Consider the following 19,008-nt stretch of genomic DNA (forward strand, 5'->3'; position numbering starts at 1 on the left):
CCCCTCTGTCATCACGACTGTTCGTCATGGTTGCACCGTACCTGTCTCGCCTACTCATAACAGCTCTCTCCCGGGGGGCTCGAATTGCCGTTGGGATTGACCGTCTGCACCTGGACACAGGGGGCAGGCTGCTGTGGTGGGATCTCCAGGACGACCGAGTTCAGGCCGTGGACCTCGTGCTGCTGCTGGTAGCGCTCGTAGTTGTCCGGCATGTCCTTCCACTGGACCACGTAGTGCTCATCCTTCGTGACCCCGGCCGGCGGTTCCCAGCTGACCTGTACCAGACCGGGCGCACCAGTGCTCCCCGCTGCGATGGGCGTGAACTTGATGTCCGTCGGCGGCTCCAGCGGATCCTGCGGCGGAGCCGCGACGTTGATGTCCGTACTGGGAATGGGTTCCGGCTCGGGGATCAGGAAGTAGCGCACTCCGAGGGTGGCACCCACGCCGAGCACCACGATCAGCACCGCCGCCAACACCACGAAAGGCCAGGCCGGCGCCTTCGCGGGCTCCTCCTCGTGCTCGGCGTAGCCGGGCGCGGGCAGCGGCGAGTGCGCAGAGGCACCCGCGGGACGCGCACCGATCGGGCGCAGCAGGGTCGACTCGACGGAATCATCCGTCGCAGAGGTTGCCGGGGCACCGAATCCGGGCGCGGCCGGGGCGCCGATCGCGGGGGCGATGCCGGCGTAGGGATCGAGCCTGCGCCGGCTCCCAGGGCCGGTGGTGCTGACCGACTCCGGGTCCACGGTGGCAACCTTGCGGATCCGAGTGTGCATGTCGAGCTCGTCGTCCTCGGCACTGTGCGCGGCCGCGGTGCTCCGGTCGTCGAGCACGTCCATCTGGGTGACCGGCAGGGAGAGGGAGAGCTCCACCTGCTGCAGCCCACGGCCGAAGGCGAGAGCCGTGTCATACCGGCCCGCCTGCTCCTTGGCCATCGCGATCGAGAGGACCCGGTTCAGTTCTGCCGGCACATCAGGGCGGGTCAGTGGCTGCAGCGGCTCGCTCGAGATGCGATGGATGAGATCCGAGGCGGTGTTGCGCCGCCCGCGGTGCTCGAAGGGAGTCTGCCCGGCCAGCAGCGAGTACACGGTCGCAGCCAGGGAGAACACGTCCGAGCGCACGTCGGCGCGGGGCGGGTCGGCGAAGAACTCCGGCGGGGACCACGGGATCGACATTCCCTGGGAGTCTTCGACGTCATCGCCCTGGCCTGCGGCGATCGAGATCCCGAAGTCCGTCAGCGCCGGGCGGTTGTAGTCGGTGACCAGGATGTTCGCGGGCTTGATGTCGCGGTGGAGGATTCCGGCGCGATGCGCCGTCTCCACTGCCCCCGCAATCTGAACGCCCACCCGCAGTGCCTCGGCGACGGTGATCCGCTCCTTGCGGAAACGCACGCCGTAGTTGGACCGCGGGCAGTACTCCATGACGATGTACGGGCGGTGGTCCTCGGAGACCTCCGCCTGGTGGATCGTGACGATCGACGGATGCGTCGACATCTGGGCCATCACATTGGCCTCGCCGTCGAACTGCCGCCGTACCGATTCGTCGAGCACGTTCGAGAGGAGCACCTTGATCGCCACCCGCCGCTGGGGGCGGAACTGGCGGTACAGGAAGACATCGGCGAAGCCGCCGGAGCCCAGCAGCTGCTCGTACTCGTAACCGGGCAGCCGGGGCGGCGCAGAGGGGGGCCTGGAGCTCATAGCCGTTCCCCGAACTTCAGATGCACGTCATCCCCCAGATCCAGATGGTCTCCATCATGGAGGACCACACCCTCCCGTGAACGCAGCCGGACCGGCTCGTAACCCTCTCGATACAGCGTGGTGCCGTTGGTGGTGCCCAGATCGAGCGCCACCACATGCCAGCCCTCGAGCCGCAGCTCGAGGTGCGACCGGGAGATGTCCTGCTGCGGGCTGGGCACGGTGATCAGCTGCGGCACTTCATGACCGCTGACGCGAGAAGCGCGAGGACGCCGACCGATGATCGCCGTGCGGTCGAGCACGAAACGACCGCCGCCGGAGACGGCGACGGCTCCCAACGGCGGGCGCACGACGGTGCGAGGCTGCCCCTGCAGCGGTGCACCGCAGGCCCGGCACGCAGCGCGCTCCGGGGAGTTCGCGTGGCCGTTCGGACACACCATCCCGGTCAGGGTCACACCGCCGCCCACGACGTGCCCCGGCACGCCCGCAGGGGCCGCTGTTCCGGATCCGGGCTGCGGAGCCGGCCCTGGACGCGGTGTGGGAGTCACCGGAGTGCCGGCGGGCGCTACAGGGTGGGGCGCGCTGGCATGCCGACCCGGCATCGGCCCGCCAGGGTAGGGAGCGCCCGGCGCCTGAGCCGAGCTCCCGGCCTGCGGATACCCGCTGCTCGCAGAGGAGGCCTGCGGTGGATAGCGGTTCGGCACGGCACCTCCGGCAGACCCGGCGGCACCGGGATGGGCACCCTGGGGCGGCGCGGGTCGCTGCGGTGCCGGGGAGGCGCCGCGGTGTTGCTGTGCAGGCGGTGCGGGATGGCCGGGGTTCGCAGAGCCGCTCATCACAGGTCCGAGGAACCCGACCTGGTGTCCCGCAGCTCCCGGGTTCGCAGGGCCGTTCGCATAGGGCTGCGGCTGCCCGGCAGGCGTCGGGTATCCGACGTGCTGGCCGGCGTCCCCGGTGCTCATCGGGCGTCCGTACGGCATGCCCGGCGCCATGGGCGGCCCGACGGCTGCCGAGCGGGGAGCGGAGTTCGGAGGGGATGGCCGTTCCGCCATCTGGACCTGCGGATAGGCCGGCTGCGGAGGTGGAACCTCTGAGGCGCGCCGCGCTGCGGTCTGTGCGATCTCCGGAGCCGTGCGCCCGACCCCCGGCACCCAGTCGATGAACTCTCCGCCGGTGGCGGGTTCCGCCGGCAGCGGCTCAGGCGCCGAGGCCGGGGAGACCGGGGCAGCTGACGTGGTCTCGGCAGGTGGAGCGGCCGGCACTGATCCCGTTGCCGATGCCGATGCGGCTGTCCGCTCCGCGGCCGGCTGCTCTTCTGAATCCTCTGCGTCGTCCTCGTCCTCGCTGCGCCGGACGGCGGCGTCCTCGATGCGCCGGAACACGGTCTTGCCGAAGAGATCGTCGTAGGCCCCGGTGTTCTCGAGCTCGCTCGCGACGGGCCCTGGAGCGGCAGCGTGCCGTGATGCCCGCCTCGGCGGAGGCGTCGGAGCATTCTCGTCGCCCTGATCGCCCTGGTCGCCCAGGTCGTCGTCATCGATCGGCGCGATCTGAGTCGGAGGTGACTCGAACTCATCCTCGGGCGGAGGGTCAGGGGTCGGTACGGAGGCCGACGTGACGGGTGCTGCGGTCGCGGGCGAGTGACGTGTCGCGGTGGCAGGCGCGGCCGGCGCTGCCGTGCTCACCGACTGCTCGACCGGGGGCGTCGAGGCAGCGGAGCTCGCGCCTGCCGGCCCGGGCGTTTCCGCCGCGGCTGCCGCGGGCTGCAAGGAAGAGGGGGTCCCACCAGCGGGTGTGCTCTCACCATTCGGTGCGGGTGCCGTGGTCGCCTGAGCGGAAGGTGCCGCGGTGGAGGATCGACGGCCGCGGTCGAACAGAGAGGTGCTGACCAATCGCCGCTTCACAGGCGTTGCAGGCTTGGGTTCTGCCGCAGCCGGGGCGGGCTCCGAGGACGGCGCGCCGTCGACGGCAGGAGAGGGAGCCGAAGTCTGCTGCCCAGCGGGTACGGGTGCTGCCGGTTCCGCAGCAGGCACCGCCGCCGGTGCGGGTGCTGGTGCTGGTGTAGGTGCTGGTGCTGGTGCTGGTGCTGGTGCTGGTGCTGGTGCTGGTGCTGGTGCTGGTGCTGGTGCTGGTGCTGGTGCTTCAGCCTGAGCCGCCGGCTTCGGGGTCGCAGAGCTGTTCCCGAAGAGGCCCGCGAACATATTCGGTCCGGCGGACGCGGTCTCGGAGGCGGCGGGCCGGGTCGAGCCTCCGCGTGTTCCCCCTCGGGAGATGGTGGGCGGCATCTCCCCCGGCTTGCGGGTGGCTGTCGCGGGCCTCACCAGAGGGGCGGCAGCGCTGCTCCCGGCAGGCTTCGGGGCAGGAGTCGGGCGTGCGGCGCGGCGCTTCTTCGCCTCCGGGCTCTCGATCGACCGGCCGTCCTTCTCCACCTGCTCGGCGAGTTCGGCCCGCTCGGCATCTCCCAGCTCTGCAGGGTCTTCCGTCACGTGCACGAATCCCCGCACCGGGATCACCCCCGAACTCAGCCGAGGTGCCCCGAGGGATTGCTCGGCAGGGAGATCTCCGAACGCGGTGCGACGCACGCCCTCGACGGTCCTCAGGACGAAGGGCTCCTCGTCCGAGCCCGCGATCTGTTGGGATCCTTCGGGGGTGTAGACGGCGATCGGCGTCGTGCCCTTCACTCCGAACGTGCCGGTGGTGCCGTCATGGAAGCCGAACAGCAGCGCGGAGAGCTTCTCCGCGCTCTCGATCCCCCCGGTCTCCACCAGAGCATCGAGGAACCCTTCCGGGTCGGGAGAGCCGTCGAGCAGCTCCCATGCCGCTTCCGTGACCTGCTTGCGCAGCCCGGGGACCAGCACCACCCAGGCGTTGTTCCGGATCACCAGCGTGGCCGGGCCCTGCCGCACCCAGGTCCCTCTCCCGAGCAGGTCCTCGGCTCCTACACCCTTCTCCTCGTTCATCAGACCTCTCCGCCACCATCGCGGAGCGCTCGCGGGAGCGTGTCCTCATCGATCTCGAACTCGTCCTCCCGATCTGCGGAGCTCGAGCTGCCGGCTGTGCTCTCGGTGATCAGGGGCTGGCCCACCACCTCGACGGCTTCGACCAGGACCACGCTGACGTTGTCGTGACCACCGGCATCGAGCGCACGGCCCACCAGCTCATGGCTGAGGGTGCGCACGTCCGTCGGACGGCGCAGCAGCTGCTCGATGGCGGCGTCGTCGATCTCGCCGGTCAGCCCATCGGAGCAGATCAGCATCCGATCCCCCACCTCTGCGGGGATCAGCCAGTAGTCCGGATCGGACTCGGGCCCGGCGCCGAGGGCCCGGGTGACCATGTGACGGTAGGGGTGGACCTTCGCCTGGGCAGGGGTGAGCTCGCCCCGGTCCATCAGCTCCTGGACCACCGAATGGTCCACGCTGACCTGCTCGAAGACGTCTCCTGAGAGGCGGTACACGCGGGAGTCCCCGAGATTGAGCACGACCCAGTAGCCGACTCCGTCCAGCACCATCGTCGCGACCCCTGCGACTGTGGTCCCGGCGCCCAGGGTGGACTCGCCGCCGAGCTCGCCGATCCGCGTGGCTGCGGAGCGCAGCGCTTCCCCCAGCTGCTCGACGGTGACGTTCTCCTGAATCGTGAGCTTCTCGAACTCCTCGACCGCGATCGCGCTGGCGACCTCACCGGCATTGTGCCCGCCCATGCCGTCAGCGACCAGGTAGATCGGTGACACGTTGAGGATGCTGTCCTCATTGGTGGCCCGCACATGGCCGACGTGGGTGGCGGCGGCGGAGATGACCCGGATCGTTCCTGTGAGATCCGGGTCCGAGAGGGAGCGGTCGATCACTGCTCCCTCTCCACGGACAGGGTCCGGTCCCCGAGGGTCAGCTGTGCACCGGTGGGAAGGACCGTGGGCGCGTTCGGGACCAGGTTCTCCCGGGAGCCGTCCTCACGCAGGATGGTGGAGCCGTTGGTCGAGCCCAGATCGGTGACCGTGATCTCCTCCCCGGTCCCGTCGATCCGCAGATGCGTCTTGGAGACGGAGCGCGTGTCGTCCTTCAGCACGAACAGCACCTCCTCCCCCGAAGCGGAGGGGTTGCGTCCGATCACCACGGCCTTCTCGACAAGGCGGTCGGTGCCGTCGTCGGCCGTCAGCCGCAGCTTCTTCACCGCCGGCAGCTTCACTGCGGAGAGACGGGTCTGTTCGAGATCGCCGAGCGAGTCGTCCGGTTCGGACAGGCGGGTCTGCTCGTCGATCCCTGCGTCCCACGCGTCTCCGGTGAGTTCGCCGGGCGTCCCGACAGGTTCCTGATTCGTGCTGGCGGGTCCCCAGCCTGCGGCGCCAGCCTGCGGCGCGGAGTTCTCCTGCTCCTGTGCCGCGTAAGGCGTCGGAGCACCGTAGGAGGGCTGCGCTCCGGAGTCCAGGGCGGAGTTCGCCCCAGGTGCGGAGGGCTGGCCCTGAGGGGCGGGCGGAGCCCATCCTGCAGTTCCGGCGGCATTCGGGTCCTGGTACGGGGCCGGCGCCGCCGACTGCTGCGGGGCGGGCTGGCCCCAGTGCTGTGGCTGCTGCTGGGGCTGTGAAGTCCCGTCCTGCCGGCTCCAGTCCTGCTGCACGGCAGGCTGGTCCCGCGGCGCCTGCTGCGGCGCCGGCTGGTCCCACGGTGCCTGCTGCGGCGCCGGGGCGACCTGCTCCGCGCTCTGCTGCCGCGGTGCAGAAGCGTTCTGGTCCCAGCTCTGCTGCGGCACAGGGTCGACCGGAGGCGGTGCCCAGCCACCTTCGCCGCCCGGCTGCTGCGCGACAGGTTCCCGCGTGGGCGGCGGAGCGGCCCAACCCGTCGACATCGGTGCCTCCGGTGCGGAGCTGCTCGACGCGGGCGGCGCATACGGGCTCGGTGCCATCTGCTGGCTCCCGTCCCAGCCGCCGGTGACGGGCTGAGCCGGTGCCGAGTCAGAGGGACCGCTCCACGCCGTCCCCGGCTCGGAGAGCAGGTTCGGGTGCGTGGAGACCGCGACCGAGGGGGCGCCGAGGTAGTGAGCCGCGCTCTCGCGCTCGAAATCGTCGGGACGAGGCTGCAGCGGGTTGCGACCTGCCTTGATGTCCACGACGACGGAGCCGATCACCCGATCGTGGAAGCCGCGCAGATGCTTCTTCGGGTCGATGAAGATCGACAGCGCCATGATCAGCGGGATGATCCCGTACAGCGCCCAGCGGCCCAGTGCACGCACGAAGCCGATCGGCCCGCCTGCGCCGTCCTTCGTGATCCTCAGTCCGAGGATCAGCTTGCCGAGGGTGAATCCCTTCGACCCGGCCAGCCAGATCATCAGCACCGTGTACGCGACGGGAAGCGCCACGCCCACCCCGACCAGGATCTGCGGGAGCAGGCCGATGGTGTCGGAGGTCAGGATGAGGATCATGCCGAGGGTGAGCGGCACCGCCACCAGGGTGCCGATCACCGAGTCCACCAGCGCGGCCAGGAATCGTCGCAGCAGCGAGCCGGGGACACATCCGTCCAGCGGCGGCTCCATCGGCTCTCCCCCGGGTGCACTCGGCGCCGGAGCCGGAGACCCCGGTCCGTTCAGCATGCCGGGCGCGGGGCCCGGTCCGGTCTGATTCATCGCGGGCTGGGTCACCATCATCTGATCGTACTGTTCCTGAGTGCGCAGTGCCGTCGCACCCGGGTTCTTCGGCAGGAGAGACTCCCTGGAGACCAGCTCGATCCCCTCCTCCTCCGGAGCCTGGGCGGCGTCCGCACCGAGGTCCCGCGCCCGTGACCGTGGCGCCTGCGCCCAGGCCCCGGGAGTATCGGTCGCCCGGCGCTCATAGGGCGAGGCCTGATAGCGCGCACCGCACTCTCCGCAGATCACCGCGCCCTCGGACAGCAGAGTCCCGCAGGTGCTGCAGTATCGCGTCTGGTTCATCACGCTCTGCCCTTCTTCGACGATCTCGTCCTCCTGGTGCCTTCGCGGAGCGAAGACCGGCGTCGGCGCATCGCTTCGGAGCGGCGCAGCGCTTTGTCCCGGGCCCGAGCATTCACTCGGAGGCGCTTGTTCTCGGTGCGGCGGTCCGCGGACCGCCGGCGGAAGGAGCGCAGTGAGAGCGCTGCCCGCAGCCTCTTGTGCCACGGCACCGCAGCGGACATGCTACGCCGCGCCGTCATGACATCACTCCAGTACTCCTCGGCCGCAGCTTCGGGGAGATCGTCAGGTCCGAAGACTGCGCGGTCTGCACGGCCGGCGAGAGTCAGCGCTCCCATCGCCGGGATGTCTGCCTGGAGCCGCGCCGCGGTCTCGGCACGGGTCATCAGGGGGTCCGGCTTCTGGCCGAGGTCGGTCAACAGGTCGAGGATCTCCTGCCAGCCCCCATCGATGCGCGTCGGCAACGGGCCCCGGGTGCGGCGGCGTCCTCGCCGCACCGTCTTGGCGATGATCACGGCGAGCACAGCGATCAGCAGCAGCGCCACGGGGATCAGACCCAGGCCGAGGTAGACGACCCACGAGGTGGTCGGCTCCGGCGGCTCTTCATCCTTCTCGCTGTCGTCGCTCATCGCGCCCGGCGGCGGGCTGGGCGGCTCAGCCGGAGGCGGCGGCGGCTGCGCCACCTGGGGCAGAGGCTCCTCCACCTCCTTGGGCTCAGGTTCGGTGGGGTCGTCCTCCTCGTCCGGGGCGGGATCGAAGCGCACCCATCCGATGTCTTCGAAGGCGACCTCGACCCAGGCTGTGACGTTGTCGCCGGTGATCGCGACGGTTCCCTCCTGGCCGGGAGGGACCTCGAATCCCATCACCACGCGGGCGGGGATATCGATCGAGCGGGCCATCACCGCGGTCAGCGCCGCGAACTGCTCCTCGTCGCCGATGCGACCCTCCGGCTGCGCATCCGGGGTGTTCTCATCGAAGCCGACCTCCTCGAGCATCGCCAGCAGGCGGCTCGCGCCATGGCCGGAGAGGGACGCCGCATCCTCATCGAGACCATGCGAGTAGAAGGCGTCCTTCTTCACCGTCCTGGTCAGGTTCTGGAACCGTTCGAAGTCGGAGTCCGACGACCCCGCCGCTTCCTCGGCCAGCGGCCGCAGCACATCCATCGGCGCGTTCTCGGGCAGTTCGATCTGTGCGAACTTGGCGGTGCGCTGCTGCTCGGCCGTGGGCTCCGCATAGGGCTCGTAGGAGAGCTCATAGGTGTCACCGGGCCTCACCCCACGTGCGTTCACCGCCGTCTGGGACTGCTGGTTGAGGAAGAGGTTCTCGGAGGTCACGCTCGACCGCTCGGAGGTCATCTCTGCGAGGTCGATGCGGTTGGTCTGCGCGCCGGCGGTGGGCAGCCACACGCCGGAATAGGCGCCGATGGTCACCGACGACACCCGCTCCTGCCCGGTGCCGGCGCGGAGGTCGACCCCCGGCGCGGTGCGCAAGAACGCCCCGGAGGGGCCATCCTTGGCCTCGCTGCTGGCGACGTTGTAGACCTGCAGGTCGTAGTAGTCCATGGTGGCCAGCCGGATCTGCTCACCGCTGCTGACACCGGAGATCGTGAACAGCTCCTCCTTGCGCTGATGCTTGAGGTAGCCGCGGAACTCCGTGAGCGGAGAGACATACTGCTGCGGGTCGAAGGGCGGGCTGATCTTGTCTCGCGCCGCATAGCGGATGGTGCCCGGAGGCGGATCCAGCAGGGAGTGCGCGGCGACCGCGCCACCGCCGGCGAGCGCCATGATCAGTGCGCCGCCGATCACACGGCGCCGCAGCACCGGGTTCTTCCACGAGCCCGGCCTCACCGTGTCCGAGATGATCGTGGACTGGGCGTTGGAAAGCCTCGCGGCCTCGAACCGCCAGGTCAGCCAGGCGATGGAGATGGTCGCGTAGAGCACCCCTCGGAGGACCGCCGCGAATGACTGGTCGGTGCCGAAGATGATCGTCACGCCCACCAGCAGTAAGGGGAACAGCCAGGCCAGCACGTACAGCCGAGACCTCATCACGATCGACATGGCCAGCAGCGACAGCAGCAGAGTGCTGATCCACACCACACCCAGCACTCCCTGGGCGACGCCCACCGGAGGTGCCACCGTCAGCACCGACTTCCAGCTGGTCACCGGAGCCTTGATCAGCTCCCACAGAGCACCGGGGCTGGGCAGGACACCCCAGAGCGCACGGGTCGGGGCGGCGAACATCGGCCCGAACAGGAAGTACGTCACCAGCACGAGAGGGGTGATCCGCAGCGGTCCCCAGCGCCACCGCGCTCCGATCAGCGCGATCAGGGTGCCGAACACCAGCGCCATGATCCCGGTGAGCAGGTACTGGATGCCGCCGTAGACGTGGTGGAAGCCGAGGATCGCGAGGATGAACAGCGCGCCCAGGGCTGCGAGGTCCAGTGCCCGACGGCGGTGCGGGATGCTCGAGAAGTAGCTCGGCGCCCGCCTGGGCGCGGTGGTGGTCGTGCTCATCGACCCACCGCCCGCAAGGCTCGCGCGAGGGTGTCCAGCGATCCCAGCGTGACCACGTCCAGGCTGCCGATCGCCGAGCGTTTCACGTCGGCATCATCCACGCAGCGGATCGCCACTGCCATCACTCCGATCGGAAGCTGGTTGGCGGCGGAGTTCAGCTCGCGCGCCGTGGTGTGGGAGCCGACGACCATCATCACCGCGGAGGCGTTAGGGGCGAGATCGGCGGCCTTCTGGCCAAGCTCATGGAACGAGGCCCGCTCCTTGAACTGCTCGATGACGGTGTAGTCGTCCATCATCTGCCGGAGGGTCCCCGTGTTCTGACGCTCGTCGAAGGTGAAGGGAGTCAGCTCCTTCTCCTCCCGGAAGGTCTGGCCCGAGATCGAGGCCGCTACGGAGACTGCCAGTTCGAACTCGTCGTCGCTCGCGTAGTGCTCGGCGAGATTGTCCAGCGCGACCACCACATGCGAGCGCCGGGTTTCCTCGAACTGACGGACCATGAGCTTCCCGGTGCGGGCAGTGGTGCGCCAGTGGACGTGCCGCCGGTCATCGCCCGGAGCGTAGTCGCGCAGCGCATGGAAGGCGATGTCGGAGCTGGAGAGGTCCGAGGAGGGGGTGCCCTCGAGGTCGCGCAGGAACCCGCTGGCCGCCTCGTCGAGGCGCACGGTGCGCGGGTGGACGAACAGCTCCTGCTCCTTCGCCCAGGTGACCTGGCGGCGCATCAGCGAGAGCGGGTCATCGCGCACCGAGCGCACCGGGCCGACGACCAGGACGGCGCGACGCTTGGTGGGCACGGCGAACAGCTCCTCGTGCTCGGCACCTGCGTCGAGTTTCGGCACCATGAACTGCGCGGTGGCGGAGCCGACCGCCAGCTCGATGCGCGAGGGCAGGATCACCCGCTGGGTCGGGTTGGCGACCTCCACCCTGCCGACGGCGCGGGTACCGACCACCACGCGGTGGGTCTGCAGATCGAGGGTGACCTTGTACGAGGCACGGCCCAGCACGAACAGCGCCGCGATCACCAGCGGCACGGTGAGCGCGAACGCGATCACGTTCAGCTCGGTGATGTGGAGGGTCAGGCCGATGAACCAGCAGGCCGCGGCGGCACCGAACACGGCCCACCCGATCGGGGAGATGACATCGAGCACGGGGTGGATCCGTCGAATCCAGAGTTCCACCGCGCGGTCGCGGAGACCGGCCAGCCCGGTGCTCTGCTCGGCCTCTGAGCCTGGCTGCCCGGCTGATCGGCCCGGCTGTGCGGCACCCGGCCCGCCGGACACCGACCCAGGAGCTTCGGACACCGACCCGGGAGCATTCTGCGTACGCTTCGCGGCGCGCGTCTGCTTCCGGGTGGAGCGGGCCTTCGCCCTGGCCTCCGACTTAACGGCGCTGCGCCGCTTCTTCGCCTGGGCCTTGGCGGCTTTTGCGTCTGCGGCGTCGGTGGGAAGTGAGGTCTCTGAACTCATGTGTTCATCTCCTCCCGCTCGTCCCTCGCAGTTCGTCGACGAACAGCACTCATGCGCTCATCTCCTCCCGCTCGTCCCTCGCAGTTCGTCGACGATCGGTACTCATGCCGACTGCTGTCGCGCCTGCGGCGGCGCCACCTCGCTGAGGATCTTGGTCATGACGCTCTTGGCGGTGGTGCCCGAGAACTCTGCCTCGGGGTCGAGCACGAAGCGGTGCAGCCAGACGTGCTCGACCAGGTGCTTGACGTCATCCGGGATCACATAGTGGCGGCCATTGACCGCAGCCCACACCTTCACCGCGCGCATCAGCGCCAGGGCGCCACGGATGGAGACGCCGACGCGCACCTCCGGCGCGAGGCGGGTCTCCTCCATCAGTCGGGAGACGTACTCGAGGACCGCCGGGTCCACATGCACGGTGGAGGCCAGCTGGGTCATGTCGTTGACGGCCTGGAGGGAGATGCGCGGGCTGAGCTGGCTGCTGCGGTCGCGCAGCGCGGAGCCCTGCAGGATCTGCACGCTGGAGGCGTGGTCGGGGTAGCCGATGGAGGTCTTCATCAGGAACCGGTCCAGCTGCGCCTCAGGAAGACGGTAGGTGCCGGCCTGCTCGATGGGGTTCTGGGTGGCGATCACCATGAACGGGTTGCCGACCTCGTGGGTGACACCGTCGACTGTGACCCGGGCCTCCTCCATCACCTCGAGCATCGCCGACTGGGTCTTCGGCGAGGCGCGGTTGATCTCGTCGGCGAGGACGATGTTCGCGAACACCGGTCCCTTGTGGAACTCGAAGGCCTTGGTGTTCTGGTCGTAGATCGTCACACCGGTGACGTCGGAGGGCAGCAGGTCAGGGGTGAACTGGATGCGGGTGCTGGTGCCCTGCACGGTCGCGGCGATCGAGCGGGCCAGCGAGGTCTTCCCGGTGCCCGGCGCGTCCTCGAGCAGCACATGCCCAGGGGCCATCATCGCGGTCAGCACCAGACGGACCACTTCGTTCTTGCCGAGGACGGCCTGGCCGATGCTCTGGACGAGTTTGTCGAACGTCTCGGCGAACCAGCGGGCCTGTTCGGGGGTCATGCTCATGAGGAGAAATTCTGCTTTCGGGAAGAGGGCGGATGTCGTGAGGCGGGGATCTCAGCTCGAGCGGATCTGGACCTTATTGGAGTCGGCGGTCTGACCGTCGATCCTGACCCAGACCCAGAGGTCGGTGTACGGGTGACCCCAGTACGGCTTATGCCCGCTGTCGCGGAGGTCCCATGCACCGGAAGAGTTCGTCGTGAAGGTCCCGATCGTCGGGGTGGCGCCGTCCGTGGTTGGGTACCAGCAGTTCCCACCGATGACGCCATCGGCCTTGATGCAGTACTCGTAGGTCGTGTTCGGGGCGAGACCCGACACTGTGAAGTCGAGGTAGTAGCACCATCCGTTGTTGCACCCATCCTCCCCGGTCGCATCGCCGTACCCGTTCTCACCGCTGATCTTCGGCGCGGGGGGCGGGGTGTAGGTCTGGGCCTTCTTCGAGTCCTTCACGGTGCCGGAGGTCATGGTGGCCGTGGAGCCGTCGGCGTTCTTCGGCTTCGTCACCACACGTGCCTCGATCGAATGCGAGGAGGCGGACTTGGCCTGGATCGTCTTGGAGTAGGAGGTGCCCGAGTCCTGCCAGCCACCACCGTCGATACGGACCTGGAGCGTCGTGTTACCGGCCCCGCCGTCATCGCCGCCGGCGGAGGCCTTGTACGTCACGGGGCAGTTGTTCGCGCCGGTGCACTTGGCGGTCGAGATAGTGGCTGCGCTCGGTTTGTCCGGTGTCGTGTACGGCCGCACCGCGTTTGACTCCCCGGAAGGATCGCTGACACCGCCGTTGGCCTCGAAGCCGTTGCGCGCCTCGACGCTGAACCTGTACGTGGTTCCGCTGGTCCCGAGTCCGGAGATGTCCGCACTGGTGGCCGGTGCGTTGACCGTCTTCGAGCCACCGTTCCAGCGCACCACGTATTTGGTGACGGTGGTGCCGTTGCCGTCCGCCGCCTGCCAGTGAACCGTCGCCCGGCCGTTGGGTCCGGCGCCGGTGCCCTCACTGGGCATCGTCGCTCTGACCCCGGTCGGGGCGGCGGGCTTCGACCATGGGGTGACGGAGTTCGAGGGCTTCGACGCACCCACTCCCTTGCCCACCGAGTTCACACCGGTGTAGGTGAAGGAATGTGCAGTGTCCGCATCCAGCTGGAGGAAAGTTGCGGAGGTCTTGGTGTGGTCCACCGTCTGGCTCTCCCCTGAGGAGGCGGTGACGATGTACTGCGTGATCGGCTCGCCGTTGGACTCCTTCTTGGTCATCTTCGGCCAGGTGACGGTGATCCCGCCCCCGCCGCCCTGCTGCCGCGCATCGCTCACGCGCTCAGCCACCGGGGTACCGCTCGGGGTGGCGGGCTTGCCAGCAGGGTGTTCGGGCTTCGACCAGCCGGACCAGTCCGAAGGCTCTTCGGCCAGGTTGAAGGCTTGGATGCGGAAGCGATACTTCACCCCGTTGTCCAGGTCGGTGAAGACGCTCTGGGTGCTCCCCGCCTCGATGTCCCGAGGCGCGATCTCGTTCGTCGAGGTGTTGTGGATCTGCACCTTGTATCTCTGGATCGCGGAGCCCCGGTTGACCGGTGCGGTCCAGGACAGGGTCAGCTGCTCGTCGCCGCGTTCGACCGAGGGGGCGGCGGGCTTCTCGGGGCGGACATCGGGCCGCGCGATGGGCGAGGCGGCCGAGGGGTCGGAATCCCCGACGTCGTTCACCGCGACGACCTGGAAGGAGTACTCGGTGTCATTGGCCAGACCGGTGATGGTGCACGAGGTGGACGGGCAGTCCTTGGTCACCGCGGGACCGCTTGCCGTGGAGACCTTGTACCCGGTGATCGGCGAGCCGTTGTCAGCGCCAGCGGTGAAGTTCAGCTCGACGAACCCGTCCCCGACCTCGCCGATGCGAGGCGCGGAGGGGGCCTCAGGCTTGCCCAGCACGGTGACCCGGATCTCGCCACTGACCTGTCGATCAGGGTCACCGGTGTCGTCCATGACCGTATAGCTGGCATTGAGGAATCCATGGAAGTCCGGATCCGGCGTGATCACGACGTCGTCGCCATCGAGCGAGACCTCGCCGTCACCGGAGACCAGTGCCGCACTGACGATCTCCCGTTCACCGCCGGGGAAGGGGTTCGAGTCGTTCTCGAGCACGGGGATCGACTCCGTGCGCCCGGCATCGATGGTGGCCTCGTCGAGGGTCGCCGAGATCAGCGGTCGCTGTGAGCCGCCGACGGTGATCTGCACGGTCGCTGAGACCGGCGGGTTGGTCCCGTCGGTGACGGTGACCGGCACTTCCAGGATCTCGCCCTTGGGCGACTTCGTGGTCGCGGAGGCGGTCAGAGTCGAGCCCTCGAGCCCTACCGTGATCTCGGGGGTCGGCGTGAGATCACCCAGGGCGTAGGTCAGCTCCTCGTTCTCGGGATCCTCAGCGCCAGCGGCCAGATCGATGGACGACTGCGCACCTCCCTGTTCGATCTCGAGCACCGCGCCCTGCAGGGTCGGTGGAAGGTTGGTCTCCTCGGGAGCGACCTGGACCGGGATCGCGAGGGTCGCGACGGCAGCCGTGGGGTCGCCCACCGCACCGTCGGTGACCTCGACCGTGATGGTGTCGTTGCCCGAGAAGTCCGCGGCCGGCCGGTACACGAGAGTGGATTCGCCCGAGACGAGCTCTCCACCGTCGCTGTGCTGTGCGGAGACCAGGCTCAGATCGGTGATGCGTGCTGGCTCGGCGCCGGGGCGCACCCGGACGTTGCTCGGATCCGCGAGATCGACGCTCACCTCGGAGCCGACCTGCACCTGGAGGGGCTGCCCCACCCAGACGGGAGCCTGCTTCGCGGTGCCGGGCACCCAGATGTATCCGGCAGAGGCGAGCTCGTCGACATCGGTGATGGTGTACCGGATGCGCTGCTGCTCTTCCTGCGGGAGGATCCGGACGGTGCCCTCCTCATCGAGCAGCTCGACACCGCCGGTCGGTTCGTCGAGCTCGACGGTGAGGTCCTTGGTGCTGCCATCGGGATCGGAGTCGTTGGCGAGCACCTCGACGTCCACGAAGTCCATCTCGGGGTCCATGACGTCCTCGACCGGGACGAAGTCATCCCGCGCCACCGGCGAAAGCTGCGGCGCATTGCTCGCCACCTTGATGGTCGCGGTCGCCGAACTCTTCAGCTGTCCATCCGTCGCGGAGTAGAGCACGGTGTGGGTGCCGGGCTCGGAAGGGGTGGTGACGGTGAGGTAGCCGTCGTCGGCATCCTCAGGCGGAGCGTGCTGCTGGATCTCGGTCATCGCCTCGACGTCACCGCGCACTACGGCCAACAGGTCGCCTTCAGGGTCGGTGTCGTTGGCGAGCACCGGGATCTGGACTTCGCGATCCGGCCGGACCTCCACGGTGTCGTCGACCGCATAGGGTGCCTGGTTGCGATCGTTCGGTGCGGCCACCCCGACCAGCACCTCGGCGGTGCCGATCGCGCCGTGGCGGTCCATCACCTGGTAGCGGAAGCGATCGGTGCCGACGGAGCCGTCGTGGGGAAGGTATTCGATCCACTCGCCGTTCGCGCTGACGATCTCTCCCAGCGTGGGCATCGGGCTGGTGACGCCGGTGAGCATCACGGAGTCGCCCTCGGGATCGATTCCGGTGGTCTGAACGGGGATCCGCACCGGCGTACCCGCGACGGTGCGCGCCGTGAGGTTGTCCGGCTTCGGCGCGGTGTTGTCGGCATCGCGCGGGACGATCGTGATGTAGGCGAGCGCTGAGCCGGTGCGGCCGGTCTCGTCGATCACCTGGTACTGGACCACGGCCTCACCGGTGGCGTCATCGTTCGCCCGGAAGCGAACCTGGTCCTGGTGGGGTTCGGTGTGCCCCAGCTCATCGGCGCGAGAGGTGTCCATCTCCTGCGCGAGATGGAGATCAGCGCCGGTCGGCGAGATGTCGTTGCCGGTCACGTTGATGTTGACCATGTCGCCGGCACGGACCACGGCCCGGTCCGGGACGGCCACGGGGTTCGCGAACTGGGTATCGGTGCTGGCGACCATCACCCGGGCGGTGCCGGTGGTGACGCCGGCCGAGTTCGCCACCTCGTAGGTCACAGGGACCGGCTCCGCCGAGACCATCGCACCCGGCGCCGCCTCGACTCGGATCAGGTGGTGGTTCACGATGGTGGCCTTCAGGCCACTGCCCTCAGGCACGTCGATCGAGTTGACGACCAGCACCCCGCCGGTGGGGTCCACGTCATTCTCCAACGGGTCCAGCAGGGTGTCCGTCCCAGTGGTCACCGTGCCCATGTCATCGACCGCGACCGGGGCGAGATTCTCCGCCTCGGGCTCGATGACATCGACCCTCACGAGTCCCAGCGAGACGGTGCTCGCGCCGCTCGCCGCCACCGTGTACTCGAGGTAGTAGGCGCCCGGCACGCTCGCCTGGACGTTGATGGTCCCCGCCTCGAGGACCGGGTCGATCTCGAGCCCGTCGACTTCGCTCACGCTGAGCAGCTCGAGATTGCCGCCGTTGGGGTTCAGATCGTTCAGCAGCGGCTTGATGGTCGTGGTGCGACCCGCCACGATCGTGGCGTGGTCCGCGGTGGTGATGGGCGCCAGGTCGGTCTCGGTCACCGACTCGATCTCGACGGTGCCCTCCCCCTGCTTGCCATGCTCGTCCCGGAAGCTGACCTCGATCTGCTTGGTTCCAGGGGCGAGTCCGGCATCGTTGAAGGTGACCAGGCCATCGGGACGGAAGGTCACGAGGTCCTCTGGTGGGACGGTGGCATTGGCGAGATAGAAGGCGTCGCCGTCCGGATCCTCCCAGTACGGGCTGATGTTGAAGCTGATCTCTTCACCGGAGCGGACCTGGACCTTGGTGATCATCTCGTCCGCGGGCCTGGGACCCTCGTTGTCGCCGTCGGCGCGCACGTCCAGAGTGACAGTTGCGGTATCGGTGCCACCGCGGCCGTCATTCGCCTGGTAGGTGAACGTGGCGCTGCCGGAGGCGTCCTCGTCCACCTGGATCTGGAGCTGAGTTCCGCCTCGGATCGGAGTGACAGTGCCGATGCCGGGCTGCTCGCCTTCGACGCGCACGGACAGGATGTCCCCGTCCGGATCAGTGTCGTTGCGGGTCACCGGCAGGACCACGCTCTTGCCGGGCCGCACACCGTACCGGTCCTCATTGGCGGTCGGCGGGCGATTCTCCTGATCGCGCTCTGCGGCGATGTTCGTGATCGTGGTGGTGAGAGTCTCCTTCTCCTTCTCCTCGGACTCGTTGGTCTGGATCTCCTGGGTCACGACCCAGTTGTCCACCACCTCCATGTTGTCCATGATCTCCCAGGACAATCCGAACTTCTGGTCGTTGAGGACCACCAGGTCGCGGTTGACGCGCAGCGTGAGATCGGCGGCGCTGTCCGCCTCGGGGATGCTCTCGGCGATCGGCTCCTCCCCTGCACACAGCCGCACATAACGGTTCGAGCCACCCCAGGCCCCGTAGGCGCATCCCTGGACCTGGGCGGGTGGGACCACGGTGCTCCCCGTGCCGCCGGCGGCCTGCTTCGTGGCCTTGCCACCGTCGAAGGGGATCACGAAGAGCGCATCGCGGGTGGCGAGCACGAAGTTGTCGGAGGCGGGGCCTGCCTGCTGGAGCTCGGCGAACTCCAGGGTGGAGACTCCGTCGTCGGTGAGGTCGTATTCGTTGGCGTCGGCTCCCACCCGGAGCAGGCGCTTCTCCTTGTCCAGGACCACCGGCTCGTCGCCGACCACCGTGAGCTGGAGCAGATCCGAATTGCTGGAGACATCAGCGAGTTCGATCGGTTTGTCCGCCGTCGTGTCCTGGGTCGGCGAGGTCTTCGCATACCTCAGCAGCTCGGAGCCGTTGAGCACATACACGACACCATTCTCGGAGACGGCGACCGGCGGCGCCTCCTTGCCGGTTTCGAGCACCGGATCTACTGCGGCGGGGCTGAATGCCGCGGCCTCTTCGGGGGTCAGGATCCAGACGCGCCCGTCCGGCGCAGCGATCACGACGCGATCCCCACCGATCTTCACCGTGGAACCTGCGGGCAGCTCGACGAGGCCGTTGCGAACCACGGACGCAGTGTTGATCGGGGTGAACCCCCGGGCGCCCGTCTCGAAGACGTGATACCCCGACTGGATGATGTCGAGGTCCTGACCGGTGGACATCAGTCGTGCATCGAGCTCACCGGCATCCACATTGAGCCGGCCGATGAGCCCGCTGTCCTGGTTCGAGACCCAGACCCCGCCATTGGAGACCTGGACATCAGACGAGGAAAGACCCGGATAGCGCAGCGCGAACCCGGTCAGCACCAGCGCGACCACAGCGATCATGGCCGAGGACGCGACCGTCACGCGCCTCCCCCGGCGTCGCTTGGATCCAGCGGTGTCAGACAT

General features: G+C 68.6%; 8 protein-coding genes. All 8 read right to left on the minus strand.

The features are described 5' to 3' along the window. Positions 1-50: 50 nt before the first annotated feature. A complete protein-coding gene (locus tag ACT3UF_RS00110) occupies positions 51-1,694 on the minus strand; it encodes a protein kinase domain-containing protein (protein WP_441445611.1) in 1,644 nt (547 codons plus the stop codon). Further along, positions 1,691-4,648 carry an FHA domain-containing protein gene (locus tag ACT3UF_RS00115; RefSeq protein WP_444607940.1) on the minus strand — a complete coding sequence of 986 codons (2,958 nt, stop codon included), beginning with the start codon at positions 4,646-4,648 and terminating at the stop codon, positions 1,691-1,693. Before ACT3UF_RS00115 ends, ACT3UF_RS00110 begins: the two co-directional genes overlap by 4 nt. Continuing rightward, positions 4,648-5,529, minus strand: a complete 882-nt coding sequence (locus tag ACT3UF_RS00120; protein ID WP_441445613.1) for a PP2C family protein-serine/threonine phosphatase — start codon at positions 5,527-5,529, stop codon at positions 4,648-4,650. The genes ACT3UF_RS00115 and ACT3UF_RS00120 overlap by 1 nt, the downstream gene beginning before the upstream one ends. Next, complete coding sequence (locus tag ACT3UF_RS00125) at positions 5,526-7,601, minus strand: RDD family protein (RefSeq protein ID WP_441445614.1); 2,076 nt, start codon at positions 7,599-7,601, stop codon at positions 5,526-5,528. Before ACT3UF_RS00125 ends, ACT3UF_RS00120 begins: the two co-directional genes overlap by 4 nt. Beyond that, a complete protein-coding gene (locus ACT3UF_RS00130; protein ID WP_441445615.1) occupies positions 7,601-10,111 on the minus strand; it encodes a transglutaminase domain-containing protein in 2,511 nt (836 codons plus the stop codon). The genes ACT3UF_RS00125 and ACT3UF_RS00130 overlap by 1 nt, the downstream gene beginning before the upstream one ends. Then, a complete protein-coding gene (locus tag ACT3UF_RS00135) occupies positions 10,108-11,574 on the minus strand; it encodes a DUF58 domain-containing protein (protein WP_441445616.1) in 1,467 nt (488 codons plus the stop codon). The genes ACT3UF_RS00130 and ACT3UF_RS00135 overlap by 4 nt, the downstream gene beginning before the upstream one ends. 102 nt (positions 11,575-11,676) lie before the next feature. After that, positions 11,677-12,651 carry an AAA family ATPase gene (locus ACT3UF_RS00140; RefSeq protein ID WP_441445617.1) on the minus strand — a complete coding sequence of 325 codons (975 nt, stop codon included), beginning with the start codon at positions 12,649-12,651 and terminating at the stop codon, positions 11,677-11,679. A 51-nt stretch (positions 12,652-12,702) separates the two neighbouring features. Then, entirely contained in the window at positions 12,703-18,966 is a 6,264-nt protein-coding gene (locus ACT3UF_RS00145) for an Ig-like domain-containing protein (RefSeq protein ID WP_444607941.1), read from the minus strand. Positions 18,967-19,008 lie beyond the last annotated feature (42 nt).

This window comes from Brachybacterium sp. AOP24-D1-21 (genome assembly GCF_052378665.1).
Classification (GTDB): domain Bacteria; phylum Actinomycetota; class Actinomycetes; order Actinomycetales; family Dermabacteraceae; genus Brachybacterium.